Here is a 16,582-nt window from a genome sequence, read left to right as displayed (position 1 = left end):
CTACTTACCTTCCCTGAAAGCTTGTGAGCCCTTGGTAATTTCCTTCTGAACGAGTTCCTGATAGGCGGGTCCCCAGTCAGAGACCGGTTCCCAGGCCTCGCCATTCCATTGGGACACCCGGCCGGCACCGCCGCCTTGATGATCCTTTGCCGTTATGGTGAGCGCCGGCATCAGGCCTTCAGCGCTGAAATCCTTGATCTGTTCAAATCCGGCTTTCAGTTTTTCGCCGGTCAGAGGCCCTCCTTCTGATTTCAACGCATTGCGAGCTGCCTCTACCGCAACGGCCATGGTGGCAACACCGATATTATAATAAGAGGTGCCGACATGGGCTGCATCGCCTGCGCCAAGACCGGGATCAATCACTTTGGCTTTGATGCGCTGCAGGATAGGATTGTCAGTTCCCGTCGAGACGGCTTCGAAGCGCTTCACACCCTTCATGATATCTGCCCCGACATTTTTGGCATCCGTCTCGGCAAGCCAGACGACGGACAGAATATTCTCTGCAGGAATCCCGTTTCGGATTGCCTCGCGCACGGAAACCGGCTGGCCGCCGCCTGCACCCCAGATGAGAACATTGTCCGGACGGAAGCGCCGCACCTCGCTCCAGACGGCAGATTGTTCATTGCCCGGACTGGGATAGCCAAAGGCTTTCAGCTCAAACTTTTTCTCGGCAGCGAGATCCTGCAGGACCGGCAAAGGTTCACGGCCAAACGGGGAGTCGATGTGCACGAGCGCAATACGTTTGCCCTCCAGGCCCCCATGATCCTCGATATACCTGGCAAGCACAGTGGCCTGCGACCAGTATGTCGCCATGGTAGGAAATACGTACTGGAAGACTTCACCGTCGCTGGCATCACCCCGTCCGTGAACGGGAGTAATCATCACGACCTTGTCCTTCAGAACGCTGTCAACCAATGCACGGGACACAGGGGTGCTGAGGAAGTCGAAAAGGATGGCGCCTTCTTCCCTGGCGCGGTTGTAGGCTTCAATGCCACGCTGGGGTTGATTGCCGGTATCCCGGACAATGGCCTCAAACGTGTGGCCGTCAACGCCGCCCTCCTGATTGACAAGCGTAAGATAGTCTCTTTGGCCCTGGTTATACTCGCCACTGACGAATGTGTAGACTGCTGTAAAATCCTGCAGCAGGCCAAATTTAATGGGCTGTTCCTGTGCGTTTGCCACGCCGAACGATGCTGCTCCAAGCAGCGTGGCGGCAAATAAACGATGTGTAATCCATTTCATGACATTTCCTCCGCTTGCGTGATTTGTTTTTTTCATTCCCTCAACTTCTCGAATGGCGAAATGGCCATACGAGAAAGTATTTGCGTATGTTGTCGTAGATTTTTGCGAGACCTAGCGGCTCAAAAATCAGAAATCCAATGATCAATGCGCCATAAATCATGAGCGGCAGATGCGCGAGAAGATTGGATGAAACAGTCAGAAAGCCGGAAGCTGCGAGGCCGGATACAAGATTGGTGAGGATAATCGGGACCAGAAGAACGAAACCCGCGCCAAGAAATCCACCGATGACCGAACCCAACCCGCCAACAAGGACCATTGCAACCAGTTGAATTGATACGTTAAAGCCAAACTGTTCCGGGGTTACCGCACGGTAATAACAAAAGGCCAGCAACGCACCCGATACACCGCCTACAAATGACGAGGTAAAGAATGCCAGAAGTTTGTAGCGGAACGGGTCGATGCCAATGACTGCCGCGGCAAAGTCCTTGTCACGAATGGCAACGAGAGCGCGACCGAAACTTGTGCGTTTGATATTCATGAAGAAGACTGCCAGCAGTACCGCCCACACCAGTGCGAGGTAATAGCGAACTTCCAGGCTTTCCAGCGATACCAGCAGAAAGCTGGCAGGCGGAGTACGCAAGGTAGCCTGTGCCCCACCGGAAATGGCAGGCACATTATTGATAACCCAATCCACCAGATACTGCATGGCAAGCGTTGCCATGACGAGATAGAGCCCTTTGACGCGAAGTGCCGCTGCACCGAAGAGTGCACCGATCAATGCCGCTGCAATGCCTGCTCCCAGAAGAGCAAGCTCGAAAGGAATGCCAAGTCGAGCCAGGTGAATGGATGTATAGGCGCCAATAGCCATGACGGCGGCAAAGCCAAAGTGCAACTGCCCGGCCAATCCCATCAGGAGTGTAAGCGAGAGGGTCGCCGCACTCCATATCAGCCACGGCAGTGCGTAACTGCCGAGGTAAAGGTCTGAAAGATAGAACGGGGCGGCGAGTGCGAGAGCAAAAACGACGATGATCTGCCAACGGTCTGCCGGCACAGGCCATAGTGCCCGGGCCCTGTCGTAACGGGTGTGATAGACGCCTGCCATACGATAAAACATGTCAGATCCTTTCGATATCTTCGCGCCCGAATATTCCGTAGGGCCGGATCATGATTGTGAGAAGTATGATGAGGGACGTCACAACATCACGGGTTCCTCCCCCTACAACGGCATCGAGGTATCCGGGAATGACACTGCCCAGAATTCCGACGAGAAGCCCGCCGATCAGCACGCCCCAGATGGAGTCGATACCACCGAGAATCGCCACCGCCACCGCCGGAAACAAAAGGGTCGACAGTGTCCAGTCGACGCCCTGAACCGAGCCCCAGAGGACGCCCGCTGCGACGGAAGATATGCCAGCTATTCCCCAGGAAATGCCCACGGCACGTTCAACCGATATGCCCACCGCCCAACTGGAAACATGATCATCCGAGACCGCACGTAGCTTGATGCCGAGACGCGTTTGGAAGAACATAAGTGCAGCACCTATCAACGCCAGTGCCACAACGCCTCCAACGAGATATGCGCGATTGATAAAGACGTCGCCGATAATTACCGGACCAAGCCCGATACCAAGATCAAGCGATTTGGGAGCCGCCCCGAGAAGTCCCGGACCAATGCCCCGCAAAAGGATCTCAAGGCCAAGTGTCAGCATGACAATCATGATGACAGGCTGCCCCACCATCCGGCGAAGCAGCAACCTCTCCGTCAGCAAACCGAAGCCGAACATGAGGACCGTACCAAGAACGATTGCCACGATGATCGGCAGGCCCAGTGACGCCAAAAGCCACACGACATAGGCTGCCGTCATTACGACTGCGCCCTGGGCAAGATTGGGAACTCCTGCCGATTTGTAGATGAGTACAAAGCCGATTGCCACGAGGCTATACATCAAACCGGTCAGCGCGCCGTTTATGACAAGTTCCACAAAGTAGGACATTTGCCTAGTTCCTCCGGTCTATGAGGGTGCGAATAGCCAGCGTGCGGGCAATCATCCCGGTTTGCCCGGTCTCGTAGGTGATGGGCGCTTCAAAGTTGATGCTCTCTTCACCGGCATATATGGCGTTGATGATGGCAGCATATCGCTGATCAATGACATCGCGGCGCAACTTGCGGGTGCGGGTCATTTCGCCATCATCGGGATCAAACTGCTTGTGCAGGTTGACGAAACGCTCGATTGCCTGGCCTTGCGGCAAGATAGCATTCAGTTTGACTATAAGGCCCTGGGCCAGATCATAGACGGCAGGGCTTTGCGACAGCTCGGCATATGACGTGTAGGATATGCCATTTTCCTGCGCCCATTGACCAACTGCATCGATATCAATGCAAAGAATTGCCGAAAGATAATCTTTGCTGTCACCAATAACGCAGACATCCTTGATGAACCGGCTGAACTTCAGCCTGTTTTCGATGTAGGTCGGAATGTAACGGACGTTCGACGCAGTGTGGACAATTTCGGAAACACGCCCGAGAACGACGACCTGCCCGTCCTCTTCAATCTGTCCTGCATCGCCGGTGTGAAGCCAGCCATCGCGAAGCGTCTTTTCCGTGGCTTTCGGGTCGCCATAATAACCGTCAAAGATGTTATCGCCGCGAAGAAGAATTTCGCCATTGGCGTCCAGCCTGACTTCAACGCCGGGGAAGGGACGGCCAACGCTGGTGAGACTGACGTCGTCGGGGGATTGGGCGATTGCCAGCGCACAGTTCTCGGTTTGCCCATAAAACTGTCTCAGGTTCAGGCCGAGCGCACGGAAGAAGAGAAAGACATCTTCTCCTATTGCCTCGCCTGCCGTGTAGGCACGTTCAACCCTGCTCAATCCCAGTTGATCTTTTACGGGACCATAAATCAGAAACTCGCCGCACCCTAGAATCAAGCGCTGGTAGAGAGACGGTTTTTGCCCCTGCAGTCGCCTTCGTTCGACACTGACTGCAAACTGGATGCACCGCTCGTATAACCACCGCTTGAACCGCGTGGATTCCGCAATGCCTACCTGAATGCGTGTCAACATTCCTGACCAGGCGCGCGGCGAAGAGAAGTAAAGTGTCGGGGCAATTTCCCGAAGGTCATGAAGGGCAGTTTCCTGGGCCTCGGGAATATTTATCGTAAAGGAAAGTTCAAGCGCGGCAGCAATAGAGAAAGTGAAATCACCAACCCATGCAACCGGCAGATAAGCCATGTGGATTTCGCCGTGGTGGAAATATCCGGCAGCGGCAGCATTTCGCACACCCGACAGAACATGGCCATGTTTCAGTGGAATTCCCTTCGGGGTTCCTGTCGTACCGGATGAGTGAAGCAGGATAGCCACATCGTGGACATCTGGACGACTGACGAGTGCATTATGCAGATCGGGCTGGGCTTTCAATCTCTCCCGGCCACGGGCCAAAATGGCATCGAACGCTACAGTTCCCGGGATAGCCATCCCGTCCAGTCCCCGTGGGTCATCGTAGATGATTAATTCAAGGTCCGGGCAGGCATCGCGCAGGCCTGTGAGCTTGTCCACCTGCTCCTGGTCTTCCGCTATGGCAATTCTGATGTGCTCGCGGCGCAACTGATCAAGCAGTTCCTGAGGTGGTGTATCAGGATAGGCGGGTGAGGGGATTGCGCGCAGGCAAATTGCACCAAGCATGGAAAAGTAGAGATTGGGTCGATTGTCGCCGACAATCAGAACAATGTCATTTGGCTTGATACCATATTCTTCAACCCCCGCAGCGAAGCTGATAACGTGCTCCAGATAGGCGGCCCAGGTGTACTCTTGCCAAATGCCCTGATCCCGCTCTCGCATTGCGATGGCCTCTGGCCGCTCGCGGGCATTGCGCGCAAGAACTGCAAGGAGATGATCGTCTTCCTGCCAGTTTGCATGGAAGGGAGTGTTCATGCCAATTTTGGAAGTGTCATGCTGCATTGCGTGCCTTCCCCAAATAAGCCTCGATAACGTGAGGATCGGCAATCGCTTCAAGGGCAGGACCCTCGGCAATTTTGGTGCCGTTATTGAGGACAAGGATACGGTCGCAGATTGCGGTGACTACATCCATGTGATGCTCGATAATCAGGACTGAAAGACCAAGCGCCTTCTGCGCGTCGAGGATGAAGCGTACCATGTACTCCTTCTCCTCCTGGTTCATCCCTGCCATGGGCTCGTCAAGGACAAGCAATTGCGGTTCGGCCGACAACGCCCGTGCAAGTTCGACCCGCTTCTGAAGACCCAAAGGAATGGTATCGACGTGCTCGTCACGGACACTTTCCAGTTGCAGGAGGTCAATAACTTCCTCAACCTTGTGCCTGTGGCTGTTTTCTTCCTTTTTTGCCCACCACCAATAGAACAGAGAGGCCAGAGGATTGGGGTTCATGTAAATATGACGCCCGAGAAGGATGTTATCGAGGACGCTCATGCCACGGAACAGTGCAACATTCTGAAATGTCCGGGCGATACCAAGTTCGGCAATCCGAAATGGCTTCAGGCCATTTATCCTTGCACCTTTAAAATGGATGCTTCCTTCCTGCGGTGGATAGAAGCCGGTTATCGCATTGACGAGTGTAGTCTTGCCGGAACCATTGGGGCCGACCAATCCAAGAATCTCTCCGTCTTCCAGTGAAACGGAAACATTCTTGAGCGCACGCACACCCTGAAACCAGCGACTTGCATTATCGCAGCTGAGAATCGCAGATGTCGAACCGGACGCCGCCATCACGCCTGACACTTTCTTTGTGCCGGCTTTGCGGTTTTCCTGGTCCGAACGAATATTGATGATCCATCATACCGCCCATGAACAAACGAATATTGATATCTCAAACGCCTGCCTCCTCCCAAAAGCCAGCGAAGCACCCTCCGGTGCGGGACTGATAATTCCGTCAGTCTGATTAAGCTAGCAGGCATTACGCTTTCTGGTAATATGAAAAGAGTTGAAGAGTTTGTTCGAAAGATCCGAATGCACCCCAATCTCGTCGATCACCTGACAGCGTTTGTGCTCGTGGCTGAAACCGGCAGTTTTTCTGCCGCAGCACGCCTTCTCAACCGTGCGGTATCCTCCGTAAGCTACTCTCTGACCCAGCTTGAGGCTCACTGTGGATTTGCCCTGCTTGAGAGAGGAAGCAAGGTTTCGGAACTGACCGAACAGGGACGCGCGCTTTTTGCCGAAGCCAAATCCGTGGTGGAACGGGCACAGCGTTTTACAACACATGCAGCCTCATTGGAAAAAGGGCAGGAAACGCGCATACGCATCGCTGTGGACGTGCTCTTTCCCGCCGGCCCGCTCTATCGTGCGCTTCAGGAGTTCGCAGTCATCAACCAGCGTGTCCGGTTGCAGATATTTACAAGCTCCCTCAACAGCCTGTGGGATGATCTGAGAACCGGCCTCATTGATTTCAGCTTTGCGCTCTTGCCTGCAATACCCCTGGATATGGAGGGGCATTCATTTGACAAGGTCAGCCTTCGCCCGGTTGCCGCTTCCGGCCATACCCTGTCAAGAAAAACCGAGCCGCTCGTGATGGCGGATTTTCAACGCGAGCGGCAAATTTACTATATCGGGTCTTATGGGCTCGACATGGAACGCAGCGGGCGGGTGTTCAGCTCGGATGTCTGGACTTCAAACGACCTGCAACATATCCGGGACATGATCGGCCATGGTCTTGGCTGGTGTTTTGCCACAGACGACTTTTTTCAGGAAGAGGTGAATGCAGGCCGTGTCTGCCGTCTTCACAGTGATGACGTTCAGCTGAATCCTACGCGGACCATCGGTGCCGTCTGGCCGATAGATCGTCAGCCCGGTCCATTGGGCAGAGCCCTTATCGACATGATCGCGGCTGAGTTGAGCTCAGGCAATGGTTAGTCCTCAGACGTCGCGCTCCACGACAAGAATATGATCGGCAGCCAGGACGACTTCATCCCGCTGGTTCAGAACTTCACATCGTTCCACAACACGACCGGAGCCTGATCGCTTCGGGTCGTCTTCTTTTGCGCTGACAGTCACCCGCGTGCGGATCGTGTCTCCGATATGAACCGGTCTTACAAAGCGGAGCCGGTCATAACCATAAGAAAATGCTACGGGATTAATCAGCGATGCAGTCAACCCCACACCGATCGCAAAAATCATTGTCCCGTGGGCAATCCGCTGACCACCCGGAAGGGACTTGGCGAACTCGGCATCCATATGGTGCGGGAAAAAATCGCCGGTATGCCCCGCATGAACGACAAAGTCCGTCTCCGTGATGGTCCGGCCGGTGGTAACGCGGACATCACCAATCCGATACTCACTGAAGTATATAGTTTGTTCAGCCATTTCAGTACCTTTCAGGCTTTTGCCGAAGTGGTGTTGCAGGGAGTTCAGATGAAACATAAGCTGCTTCCACCAAAGCCATTGTTTGCCATGCATCTTCCACGGAACTCACGAGCTCGCTGTCCTCGCCGCTGGCGAAGCGCTGCAAATTTGCCATCCGGTTCATGAAGGCGTCGGGAAACCATGCGCCCTGCAGCGGGACATTGATCCAGCCATTGCCGCCTTTTGGAAATATTTCCAGAACATCCGGTTCACCGCGCGGGTAATCGAGATTGACGCCCAGTTTGAGATAAGCTGCACCTTCAGTGCCCGATACACGAAACTCGCAAGCCTGAAATTTGCGACCGAATTTATGGTCGTGATTGATTGATAGTGCGCACCGGATCCGATTGCCGTAATCAAGAATGGCGCTGGTTCGGGTTTGGGCAACTTCGTGAGAAGGATGGCCGAGAGTCTTTGCATGTACGCCGAGCGGATCGCCAAGGAGATCACGGGCAAAATCAAGATAGTGGATCGAATGCATGGCTATTTCGATACGCGGCAGGCCTTTGAGGAAAGGCCAAAGATTCCATGGCGTATCGAGAGCAAGCCAGGCGTCGAAATCTACGATATCTCCCAGATAACCTTTGGATACTGCATCTTTCAAGGCCAGCATCATGGGAGCAAAGCGCAGTTGAAAATTGACCGCGGCGTTGAGTTTTTTACTTCGGCAAATCGACAGGATATCGCTGGCCTGTGCAAGGTCAGCGCCCATCGGCTTCTGAACCAACGCATATGAATTGTCCGGCAAGGCTTTGAGTACCCTGGCATGTTGCGATGGCGGAGTAGCCAGATCGAAAATCGCTCCCGGCAAAGCAGCAGCTTCTTCCATAGACGTAAACGCCTTCACCCCCCAGCTATCAGCGACTTTCTGCGCTCTTGCCGGATCCGGATCGAAAAGGCCGGCAACCGGAAATCCTCCTTTCCGGTAGGCAGGAAAGTGCGCATCATTGACGATACTTCCCGCCCCGACGATGACAACAGGCCGGGGATTCTCTGGCTTTGGCCAAAACTGGAGTAGTTTTGCAGGATCAAATTCAGTCAAGATGGAATACCTCATCCATCATTGCCCACCACTCACCTTCCTTGCGTGTCGACAAGGGTTGCTGACAGGGCATGCAGACAGCCCACCATTTCTGATTGTCAACATCGGCTGCCATACGCGCCATGTCCTTCTCAAAGTCGTCGCCGTGGTATTCCCAGGTGCCGAAAAGCAGATTTTCGGGTTCACGCAGGTAGATTGAATAGTTTCGAATGTTGCAGCTTGAAATCAGCTTCAATATCTCCGGCCAAACAGCGCCGTGCAGCCGTTTGTATTCCTCTGTTTTTTCGGCTTTCAGCCCGATAACCATTCCCATACGCTGCATGAATCTGTTCCTCAGTCGCGAAGCGTCTGTCCCGTCCCCGAGTGGAAAAGATGCGCGCGTGACAGGTCAAAACTGAGCCTGACCATCTCACCTGTTTCAAGCTTGCGGGGATTGAGCATGCGGGAGATCCATTCTTTGCCATTGAACTTGATGAAAACGAGGGTTTCATTGCCGAGTGGCTCGGTTATTGCGACCGGCAGCTCGACTTCATACAGGTTTTCCGCGGTTCCGGCGTGAATGCCATGTCCGGTAGGGTAGATGTCATCGGGACGAATACCAAAGGTGACCTTTTGCCCGGCGTGAAGTTTGCTGCGGAATTGCGTCGGGATGGGCAGACTTTGGCCGCTTTCAAAAACAAGTTTCCCCTCATCGACTGTTGCATCGTCAAGGTTCATGGGAGGAGAGCCGATAAAACCGGCAACAAACTTCGTCCTGGGAAGCTGGAACACGTCCTCCGGTGTACCGACTTGCTCGATGTATCCATCCCGCATGATGACGATACGATCAGACAGCGTCATTGCTTCAACCTGATCATGGGTCACATAGATCATTGTGGACTGCACCCTGGCGTGCAGTTTCTTGATCTCGGTACGGACCTGCGTACGCAGCTTGGCATCAAGGTTGGACAAAGGTTCGTCGAACAGGAAAACATCGGGATTACGAACGATGGCACGTCCCATGGCAACACGTTGGCGCTGGCCGCCTGAAAGCTGGGAAGGACGGCGTTCCAGATACGGTGCAAGATCAAGAATGGCAGCAGCTTCCGCTACACGTGCCCTGATCTCATCCTGGCCCTTGCCGGCAATTTTAAGCGAGAAGCCCATATTCTCCCCGACAGTCATATGCGGATAAAGGGCATAGGACTGGAAGACCATGGAAATGTTGCGTGATCTTGGAGGAAGATCATTGACGGGCTGGCCACCAATTTCAATGACGCCATCACTGATATCTTCCAGTCCGGCAATCATGCGAAGTGTTGTGGATTTCCCGCAACCGGAAGGCCCCACGAGTGCAATGAATTCGCGGTCCTTCACCTCAAGATCGATACCATGCACAACTTCATGCGTGCCATAACGTTTGACGAGTTTTCTGAGTGTAACGGGAGCCATGAATTACCCTTTGACCGCGCCGAAGGTCAGGCCGCCGACGAGATGTTTTTGAATGATGAAAGTGAGCGTGAGTGCAGGGACGATCATGACCACTGCAAGCGCGCACATGCCACGCCAGTCGATGGTGAATTCGGACGTATAATCGAGCAAGCCGACAGGCAACGTTTTCGAATTGATTGAACGGGTGATCTGTGAGGCGAGCGCGTATTCATTCCATGATGTCAGAAAGGCGAAGATGCCTGCCGAGGCAATGCCGGGACCAGCGAGCGGAAACTCTACCTGCCAGAAAGCCTGCCAACGGGTGCACCCGTCAATTTGCGCCGCTTCGGCCAGATCTTTCGGCACTTGCCGGAAAAACCCGTCGATCAACCAGATCGTGAAAGGCACGTTGAGTGCGACATAGGTCAGGATCATTGCGAAGTGCGTATCGATGATGCCGGTACGTGCAAAGAGCATAAAGAGCGGCAAGGACAATGCGATGCCCGGAACAGCACGTGTCAGCATGAAGCCGAGAAAAATTGCGGACTTTGCCCTGAAGCGATAGCGTGCAAACGCGTAGCCGCCGGACATGCCGATAGCCACCGCTATTATCGTGGAGGTTACGGAAATGACGAGTGAGTTGCGGAAATAATTCCAGACCGGGATTCCGCCGCTGCCAACACCTGAAAACATCGCACGGTAGGCATCCAGCGAAACATCCTGCGGAATCCAGATGGCAGGCTTGGCCATGATTTCGACGGTCGGGCGCAAGGAACTCAGGACGATCCACAGGCCCGGCAAGCAGATAATCAGCATGGCAATGAACAGGCCCAGGATGTGGGCAACGCTCAGCAGGCGTTTTTTGATGCGATGAAGAGTGTTGGTATCCATGTTACCACTCAGCTCCAATTTGCTGGCGCGCGGCGGCTAGCTTGCGAAAGAAATAGACGGTGAAGAGGATCGACAACAGGATCGCGATGTAGCCCATTGCATTGGCCATACCCATGCGTGCATCGCTATAGGCCGTGCGCCCGATCAGCGTCCACAGAAGTTCGGTGCGTTTGGCTGGCCCGCCATCGGTCATGATCTTTACGATGTCATAGGCGCGCGCAACATCGAGCGAGCGGATGGTCATGGCAATAAAGGCAAACGGCATGATGTATGGCCATATGACATAGCGAAATGTCTGCCACGGTGTGCAGCCATCGACATTGGCAGCTTCAATGGGATCTTTTGGCATCGCCATAAGCCCGGCAAGAATGAGAATGGCGAAGACCGAGGTCGACGACCAGACTTCTGCAATGACAATCGATACCAGAGCGAGGTTCCCGTCGATCAGCCAGGGAATGGCGCGGTCGGTCAGGCCGAGCGATTGCAATGCATTGTTGACGAAGCCGATATTGTCATTGAACAGGAATTTGAACTGAAACCCGACAAGTACCGGCGAGAACATCATCGGGAACATCATCATCGTGCGCAGAACACGCTGGCCGCGGGTTGCCCTGTTTACCAGCATTGCCAGACCAAGGCCCAAAAACATCTCGGCATTCAGCGCGACCGTCAGGAGGAGAACCGTACGGCCAAAGGCTATCCAGAACTCCCGATTGGTCAGCACTGCGACGTAATTTCTCACGCCGATAAATACCCAAAGCGACTCCGGTCTGGTCAGGCGGAAGGGGGTGAAGCTTGAATAGAACGAGAATAACAGTGGCACGACAATCACTGCAGCCAGCACAATAATGGCCGGAAGCAGGAGCAAAACCGGTGCTGACAGCTTGGGAAACTTCATGAGAAACCTGATTGCAAATAGAGAAATCGGCGATGCAACGGATTACCGCTGCATCGCCGGGGGCCTAAAGCTTGCCTGCGTCTTCGAGAATGCCGGTTGCCTTGGCAGCCGCAGCGTCAAGCGCTTCCTTTGATGTCTTGTCTCCGAGAATGGCTGCCTGCAGTTCCGGATAGACCGAGTTTGAAATTTCGATCCATTCAGCAAGGGGCGGAACAGGGAAAGCATTCTTTGCCGCTTCCTGGAATGCGCTCAGGACTTCAGTCTTGTAGGCATCACCCCTGGCTGCATTGATATTATATTCCCATACGGCAGAGCGGCTGGGCAGCGGTCCTGCTGCTGATTCCAGCTTCTGACTGTCCTCATTGGTCAGCCACCAGACGAGCGATGCTGCAGCTTCCTTGCTGGCACAGGATTCAGTGACAGAAAAGCCGTGGAACCCGGACCAGCCGGTGCGTTTGCCCGATGAGCCGGCAGGCTGCACCTTGACGCCGACATTTCCGGCAACTTTTGATGATTTAGGGTCGTTGAAGAACGTTGCCCAGCCTGGCCAATCAAGGTTTATCGCAACCGAACCGGAGGCGAACCCCTGGCCAAGATCATCCCACAGATAGTTGGTTGTGCCCGCCGGAACCGCTTTGTCCTTATAGAGTTTGACGAACCAGTCCAGTGCACGAATACCGGCTTCGGAGTTGAAGGCCGGTTTGCCTTCCGCGTCGATATACTCGCCGCCTTCTGCAACAAGCATCTCATAGAAACGGCCGTTGATGGCTTCTTCCTTGCCGGCAAACTGTGTGCCGTAGACGTTTGGCGGATCGGCGAAGAATTCCGCCTGATCGGTGACCTGCGCCCAGGTGTCCGGAGGCGTCAGATCATAGCCATATTTTGCCTTGAACGCGGTTTTCCTGGCCTCGTCCTGATACAGGCTTTTCTGATAGTAGAGTGCGGAGACATCGAACTGGGCCCGGGGAAGCATCACGAGCTTGCTGTCGAGCGTGGATGCCTTGATCAGAGATGGCACGAAAGCCGCAAGCTCTTCAGCAGGAATGAGAGGCGTCAAATCCGTGTAGATATCCGGATATTGCGGTGCGAATGATGAATGGTTGGAGCCGACGCACCACGAGATGCTGCCCGTCGCGATGTCGGATTTGATTTCCTTGTCGAGCTCAAAATGATTCTTCTTCGACAGGACATTGACCCTGGCGCCGGTCAACTTTTCCCACTCGCCGATACGCTCATACAACTTTTCATATTGCTGGCCGCCGATGAGCTTGGCGTCGATGGTCACGCCATCGAACTTGCCCGGTAATTCGGCGCTCATACCGACAGCAGGCAGCATCAACGCGATTATGCCGGCTGAGACGCCGGTGAACAGTTTTATCAAAGGAACCTCCCAGTTCGATAGACGCTCATAGCGTTCGATCCATGTTATCTCATATATAAGATATCAATTCATATACAAACATTGACGGGGTGGGGTGTCAACATCCAAAAGAGAGTTATCTTGAATCGAAACGGACCTGGGGGAGCAATCAGGTGGAAGATGACGACGAACGATATCGCGCACCGGCCCTGGACAAGGGGCTGGATATCCTTGAGCTTTTGGCAGGCATTGATGGCGGGCTGACCCAGACGGAAATCGCCAAATCCCTTGGGCGTACGCCCAACGAGTTTTATCGTATGCTTGATCGTCTGGTTCGCCGCGGTTACGTGACGCGGCTGGACGGTGATCGCTATTCACTGACGCTGAAGCTTTTCGGATTGGCACAATTGCATGCGCCTGTCCGGCGTCTTGCTTCCTACGCCACGCCCCTCATGCGTGAACTGGCACAAAAGTCAAAACAGGCCAATCAACTGTCAGTGTTCGATCGCGGTTCGGTCGTCGTAATTGCCCAGCAGGAAGCACCGGACTATTGGGGCATATCCATACGCGTAGGCTCCCGTATCAGCCTTTATAATACCGGTTCCGGCCATATACTTCTTGCCTTTTCCTCACCGGAGGAACGCAAGCTCATGATTGCCGAGAACAGTCGTTCGGTTGAGGAAGCGGAGCCATCGGCGGAGCTGCTGGCCCGGCTCGATCTGATTCGGGCGCGCGGATATGAGATAATGACCAGTATGCAGACCGCAGGCGTGCACAATCTGTCAGCACCCGTACGCGGATCGGATGGACGTGTCATTGCTGCCTTGACCTGCCCCTATATTACCTTGCTCACGCCGAACGCTCCGGATATCAGTCAGACGATAACGCTGCTGATGGAGACCGCCGGACAATTATCCATGCTCGCGGGTTTTGAGAAAGGTGTCGACCGGCAAGTCTAGCTCTCAAGGCTTTCCCTGAACAGCCGGTTGATATCTGCAACAACGGCTTGCGATTTTTCCCTGGCCCTTAACCCGTCATTGATCCGGTACGAGGCCGCTTTCTGGAAACTCATGTAACCATCATGCCGGGGGCGAAGCCATGCGCCTTCCAGTGTTGCGCGGGTAGCCCGGTAAAAATCTGCCGTACCTGCATTCACCACCGGATCTTCCCATGCTGCGGCGTGCCCCGGTTGACCACCGGAACCGGCGTAAAGACCACGCTGTGTATTGCCGCTTGCCAGCCAATAGGCAAAATCGGCAGCCTCCCGGGGGTGGTTCGAAAACGCGGAAACAGCAATTCCGGTTCCACCGAGGGCTGACCCCCTGACGCCCGCTTTCCCCACCGAAGGGATATCGGCAAAGGCAACGATATTGCTGCGAAATCCTTTAATGGCATAATTTACATAGCCGTAGATGAGTGGCGCACAGCTTTCGACAGATGTCTGTGCAAGCCGCTCGAGAACCGCAATCGGGTCCATCTCAAGGCAGGCCGGATCGACCAGATCCACGATTTCTTTCATGAGATCAAAGACTGCAATACCTGCACTGTCGCTGATCAAAGTGCGGCTGCCGTCATTGGCGCACGAGGTGTCAAGATTGCCCGCAAGAGTGAAAAACGTCATGAGGCTGTGTGGAGGCAGCAAAGGCAACAACACTTGCCCGTTACGGGCCAATTCCAGCATTTCATTCCATGTCCCGGGCGCATTTGCGATGAGGTCAGGACGCCACGCCTGAACCTGTGCGGCAGCGTCGACCGGAAAAGCCCATTGATGCCCTTGCCAGTTATAGCTTGGAAAAGACTGTCCGACACTGCCATCCGAAAGCGCCTGAAATTCATTTTTCCTGTCATTGTGCTCCAGTGGAAGAAGGCAATTTTCCCTGGTGATCTGCCCGACATGCGGATGATCGATGACAATCAGGTCATAGGCTCTGGCAAGTTCCTCTACAGGAAAGCTCTCGAAATCCTGCAATGATCGTTTGTCCCACACGATGCTGACGCCCGTCTGCTCGTGCCACAGGGCCGAGCAGGCGACCATTGGGTCGTAACCACGCGGATGGCTCCATGTCATTGCCTTCAAAACCAGGCCGCTCATAACGCGAATTCCCTGCGGATGGCACCGCTGTGCTCGCCAATTGCGGGAGCTGCATGGGTAGCGACGGGCCGTGTACCATTTATCCTGATCGGCGAGCGTGTCGTTGCAATTGATACGCCATCGTCCCGTGTGACAGTCTGCAGCATATCAAGAACCTTGAAGCCCTCGCTGTTCAAAAGTTCATCCCAGTTCAACACCGATGAACACCATATGTCGGCAGGTTCCAGTATGCCCAGCCAATGATCCGTCGTCGCCGTTGCGATACGCCGTGCGATGATCTTTTTGATGTCATCACGGGCGGTAAACCAGGAGGATTTGTCGTCAGCATATTGTGCAAGTTCGGAAACACCGAGCAAAGATGCCAGCTTTGGAACAGGGGTCATTGCGATTGCGATAAATCCGTCCTGCGTCGGATAGACGCCGTAAGGAGCAGAAAGATAGGCGTGGGCGCTGCGGAAGCTGGAACGCTTTGGCAGTCTTCGTCCGTCATTCAAATGGGTCGTCAGCACCTCGAACTGGAAGTCCACCAAAGCTTCAAGCAGACTTGTTTCCACGTGACTGCCTTTGCCGCTGATGCCACGACGCACCAGGGCCGCCAGAATGCCCTGTACAAGTGCTGCGCCGGCAAGCATGTCAGCCACGGCCAGACCAAATGGCACCGGTCCGTGATCATCATCACCATTCAACCACATCAGACCTGAGCGTGCCTGTGCCAGCAGATCCTGACCGGGCCGGGAAACCCAGGGGCCTTCCTCGCCATAGCCGCTGATACCTGCATAGACAATCCGCGGATTGATCTCGCACACCTGCTCGTAACCCAGACCAAGCCGCTGAATAACGCCGGGCCTGAAGTTCTGGATAACAACATCCGCTTTACCGATCAGTGTTTTCAGCGCCGCCATATCGGCAGAATTCTTCATGTCGATGGCAAGACTTTCCTTCCCGCGATTGATTGCGTGAAAAATCGTGGAATCACCGCCAATTTCCGTGTCACTCAGGTAAAGGCGACGGGACAGGTCACCGCCATCCGGACGTTCAATCTTGATGACCCTTGCCCCCAGATCCAGCAGCCGCAACGCCGCGCAGGGGCCTGAAAGAAACTGGCTCATGTCGAGAACGAGCAATCCATCAAGGGGTGGAACGTCTGTAGGCATAGCTGTTTCCTGAAAGATAATGCTGTGACATGAATTTCTTATGTAAAAGAATATTTCATATATGAGAATTCTCTGCAAGGCATAGAAAACGCGGCAAATTGCATTTGCTCCACGACGAAAGAT

The 16,582-nt window shown here is 54.2% G+C and carries 16 protein-coding genes; 2 read left to right on the top strand and 14 right to left on the bottom strand.

What is annotated here, in order from left to right; genetic code table 11:
* The 5 genes from ABKW30_RS26675 to ABKW30_RS26655 are packed head-to-tail and all read right to left on the bottom strand — an operon-like array spanning position 1 to position 5,983.
* A complete protein-coding gene (locus ABKW30_RS26675) occupies positions 1-1,242 on the bottom strand; it encodes an ABC transporter substrate-binding protein (protein ID WP_348601985.1) in 1,242 nt (413 codons plus the stop codon).
* 40 nt (positions 1,243-1,282) lie between these two features.
* Positions 1,283-2,356 carry a branched-chain amino acid ABC transporter permease gene (locus tag ABKW30_RS26670; protein WP_348601984.1) on the bottom strand — a complete coding sequence of 358 codons (1,074 nt, stop codon included), beginning with the start codon at positions 2,354-2,356 and terminating at the stop codon, positions 1,283-1,285.
* A gap of 1 nt (position 2,357) precedes the next feature.
* A complete protein-coding gene (locus ABKW30_RS26665) occupies positions 2,358-3,236 on the bottom strand; it encodes a branched-chain amino acid ABC transporter permease (protein WP_348601983.1) in 879 nt (292 codons plus the stop codon).
* 4 nt (positions 3,237-3,240) lie between these two features.
* On the bottom strand, positions 3,241-5,199 hold the full coding sequence (locus ABKW30_RS26660) for an AMP-binding protein (RefSeq protein ID WP_348601982.1): 1,959 nt from the start codon (positions 5,197-5,199) through the stop codon (positions 3,241-3,243).
* Positions 5,189-5,983, bottom strand: a complete 795-nt coding sequence (locus tag ABKW30_RS26655; protein ID WP_348602061.1) for an ABC transporter ATP-binding protein — start codon at positions 5,981-5,983, stop codon at positions 5,189-5,191. Before ABKW30_RS26655 ends, ABKW30_RS26660 begins: the two co-directional genes overlap by 11 nt.
* 240 nt (positions 5,984-6,223) lie before the next feature.
* Between ABKW30_RS26655 and ABKW30_RS26650 the strand changes: the two genes are divergently transcribed.
* Positions 6,224-7,123, top strand: coding sequence for a LysR family transcriptional regulator (locus tag ABKW30_RS26650; RefSeq protein WP_348601981.1), 900 nt, complete (start codon positions 6,224-6,226; stop codon positions 7,121-7,123).
* Between the two features lie 3 nt (positions 7,124-7,126).
* Here the strand turns inward: ABKW30_RS26650 and ABKW30_RS26645 are convergent, their stop codons facing one another.
* From ABKW30_RS26645 to ABKW30_RS26615, 7 genes are all read right to left on the bottom strand, one after another.
* Positions 7,127-7,573, bottom strand: a complete 447-nt coding sequence (locus ABKW30_RS26645; protein ID WP_348601980.1) for a MaoC/PaaZ C-terminal domain-containing protein — start codon at positions 7,571-7,573, stop codon at positions 7,127-7,129.
* Between the two features lies 1 nt (position 7,574).
* A complete protein-coding gene (locus tag ABKW30_RS26640) occupies positions 7,575-8,657 on the bottom strand; it encodes a Gfo/Idh/MocA family oxidoreductase (protein WP_348602060.1) in 1,083 nt (360 codons plus the stop codon).
* A complete protein-coding gene (locus ABKW30_RS26635; RefSeq protein ID WP_348601979.1) occupies positions 8,647-8,976 on the bottom strand; it encodes an L-rhamnose mutarotase in 330 nt (109 codons plus the stop codon). Before ABKW30_RS26635 ends, ABKW30_RS26640 begins: the two co-directional genes overlap by 11 nt.
* Before the next feature lie 11 nt (positions 8,977-8,987).
* Positions 8,988-10,085, bottom strand: a complete 1,098-nt coding sequence (ugpC, locus tag ABKW30_RS26630; RefSeq protein WP_348601978.1) for a sn-glycerol-3-phosphate ABC transporter ATP-binding protein UgpC — start codon at positions 10,083-10,085, stop codon at positions 8,988-8,990.
* A 3-nt stretch (positions 10,086-10,088) separates the two neighbouring features.
* Positions 10,089-10,955 carry a carbohydrate ABC transporter permease gene (locus tag ABKW30_RS26625; RefSeq protein WP_348601977.1) on the bottom strand — a complete coding sequence of 289 codons (867 nt, stop codon included), beginning with the start codon at positions 10,953-10,955 and terminating at the stop codon, positions 10,089-10,091.
* A 1-nt stretch (position 10,956) separates the two neighbouring features.
* Entirely contained in the window at positions 10,957-11,853 is an 897-nt protein-coding gene (locus tag ABKW30_RS26620) for a sugar ABC transporter permease (protein WP_348601976.1), read from the bottom strand.
* A 64-nt stretch (positions 11,854-11,917) separates the two neighbouring features.
* The gene (locus tag ABKW30_RS26615; protein WP_348602059.1) at positions 11,918-13,189 is read right to left on the bottom strand and encodes a sugar ABC transporter substrate-binding protein; all 1,272 of its coding nucleotides are present in this window, start codon (positions 13,187-13,189) and stop codon (positions 11,918-11,920) included.
* A gap of 197 nt (positions 13,190-13,386) precedes the next feature.
* On the opposite strand from ABKW30_RS26615, the gene ABKW30_RS26610 reads away from it, so the two are divergent.
* The gene (locus tag ABKW30_RS26610) at positions 13,387-14,172 is read left to right on the top strand and encodes an IclR family transcriptional regulator (RefSeq protein WP_348601975.1); all 786 of its coding nucleotides are present in this window, start codon (positions 13,387-13,389) and stop codon (positions 14,170-14,172) included.
* On the opposite strand, the gene ABKW30_RS26605 is transcribed toward ABKW30_RS26610, so the two are convergent.
* Entirely contained in the window at positions 14,169-15,305 is a 1,137-nt protein-coding gene (locus ABKW30_RS26605) for an extracellular solute-binding protein (RefSeq protein WP_348601974.1), read from the bottom strand. The genes ABKW30_RS26610 and ABKW30_RS26605 overlap by 4 nt on opposite strands.
* Positions 15,302-16,459, bottom strand: coding sequence for a CaiB/BaiF CoA-transferase family protein (locus ABKW30_RS26600; protein WP_348601973.1), 1,158 nt, complete (start codon positions 16,457-16,459; stop codon positions 15,302-15,304). Before ABKW30_RS26600 ends, ABKW30_RS26605 begins: the two co-directional genes overlap by 4 nt.
* Positions 16,460-16,582 lie beyond the last annotated feature (123 nt).

The organism is Phyllobacterium sp. SB3, from assembly GCF_040009165.1.
Taxonomy (GTDB): Bacteria; Pseudomonadota; Alphaproteobacteria; order Rhizobiales; family Rhizobiaceae; genus Phyllobacterium.
Note: the sequence above shows the minus strand (reverse complement) of the source record. Positions and strands in the feature narration are given on the sequence as shown.

Excerpts from the sequence above, each read along its gene's own strand:
- ABKW30_RS26675 (WP_348601985.1), bottom strand. The coding sequence starts at position 1,242 with ATGAAATGGATTACACATCGTTTATTTGCCGCCACGCTGCTTGGAGCA.
- ABKW30_RS26670 (WP_348601984.1), bottom strand. The coding sequence starts at position 2,356 with ATGTTTTATCGTATGGCAGGCGTCTATCACACCCGTTACGACAGGGCC.
- ABKW30_RS26665 (WP_348601983.1), bottom strand. The coding sequence starts at position 3,236 with ATGTCCTACTTTGTGGAACTTGTCATAAACGGCGCGCTGACCGGTTTG.
- ABKW30_RS26660 (WP_348601982.1), bottom strand. The coding sequence starts at position 5,199 with ATGCAGCATGACACTTCCAAAATTGGCATGAACACTCCCTTCCATGCA.
- ABKW30_RS26655 (WP_348602061.1), bottom strand. The coding sequence starts at position 5,983 with ATGGCGGCGTCCGGTTCGACATCTGCGATTCTCAGCTGCGATAATGCA.
- ABKW30_RS26650 (WP_348601981.1), top strand. The coding sequence starts at position 6,224 with ATGCACCCCAATCTCGTCGATCACCTGACAGCGTTTGTGCTCGTGGCT.
- ABKW30_RS26645 (WP_348601980.1), bottom strand. The coding sequence starts at position 7,573 with ATGGCTGAACAAACTATATACTTCAGTGAGTATCGGATTGGTGATGTC.
- ABKW30_RS26635 (WP_348601979.1), bottom strand. The coding sequence starts at position 8,976 with ATGCAGCGTATGGGAATGGTTATCGGGCTGAAAGCCGAAAAAACAGAG.
- ugpC (WP_348601978.1), bottom strand. The coding sequence starts at position 10,085 with ATGGCTCCCGTTACACTCAGAAAACTCGTCAAACGTTATGGCACGCAT.
- ABKW30_RS26625 (WP_348601977.1), bottom strand. The coding sequence starts at position 10,955 with ATGGATACCAACACTCTTCATCGCATCAAAAAACGCCTGCTGAGCGTT.
- ABKW30_RS26620 (WP_348601976.1), bottom strand. The coding sequence starts at position 11,853 with ATGAAGTTTCCCAAGCTGTCAGCACCGGTTTTGCTCCTGCTTCCGGCC.
- ABKW30_RS26615 (WP_348602059.1), bottom strand. The coding sequence starts at position 13,189 with ATGCTGCCTGCTGTCGGTATGAGCGCCGAATTACCGGGCAAGTTCGAT.
- ABKW30_RS26605 (WP_348601974.1), bottom strand. The coding sequence starts at position 15,305 with ATGAGCGGCCTGGTTTTGAAGGCAATGACATGGAGCCATCCGCGTGGT.
- ABKW30_RS26600 (WP_348601973.1), bottom strand. The coding sequence starts at position 16,459 with ATGCCTACAGACGTTCCACCCCTTGATGGATTGCTCGTTCTCGACATG.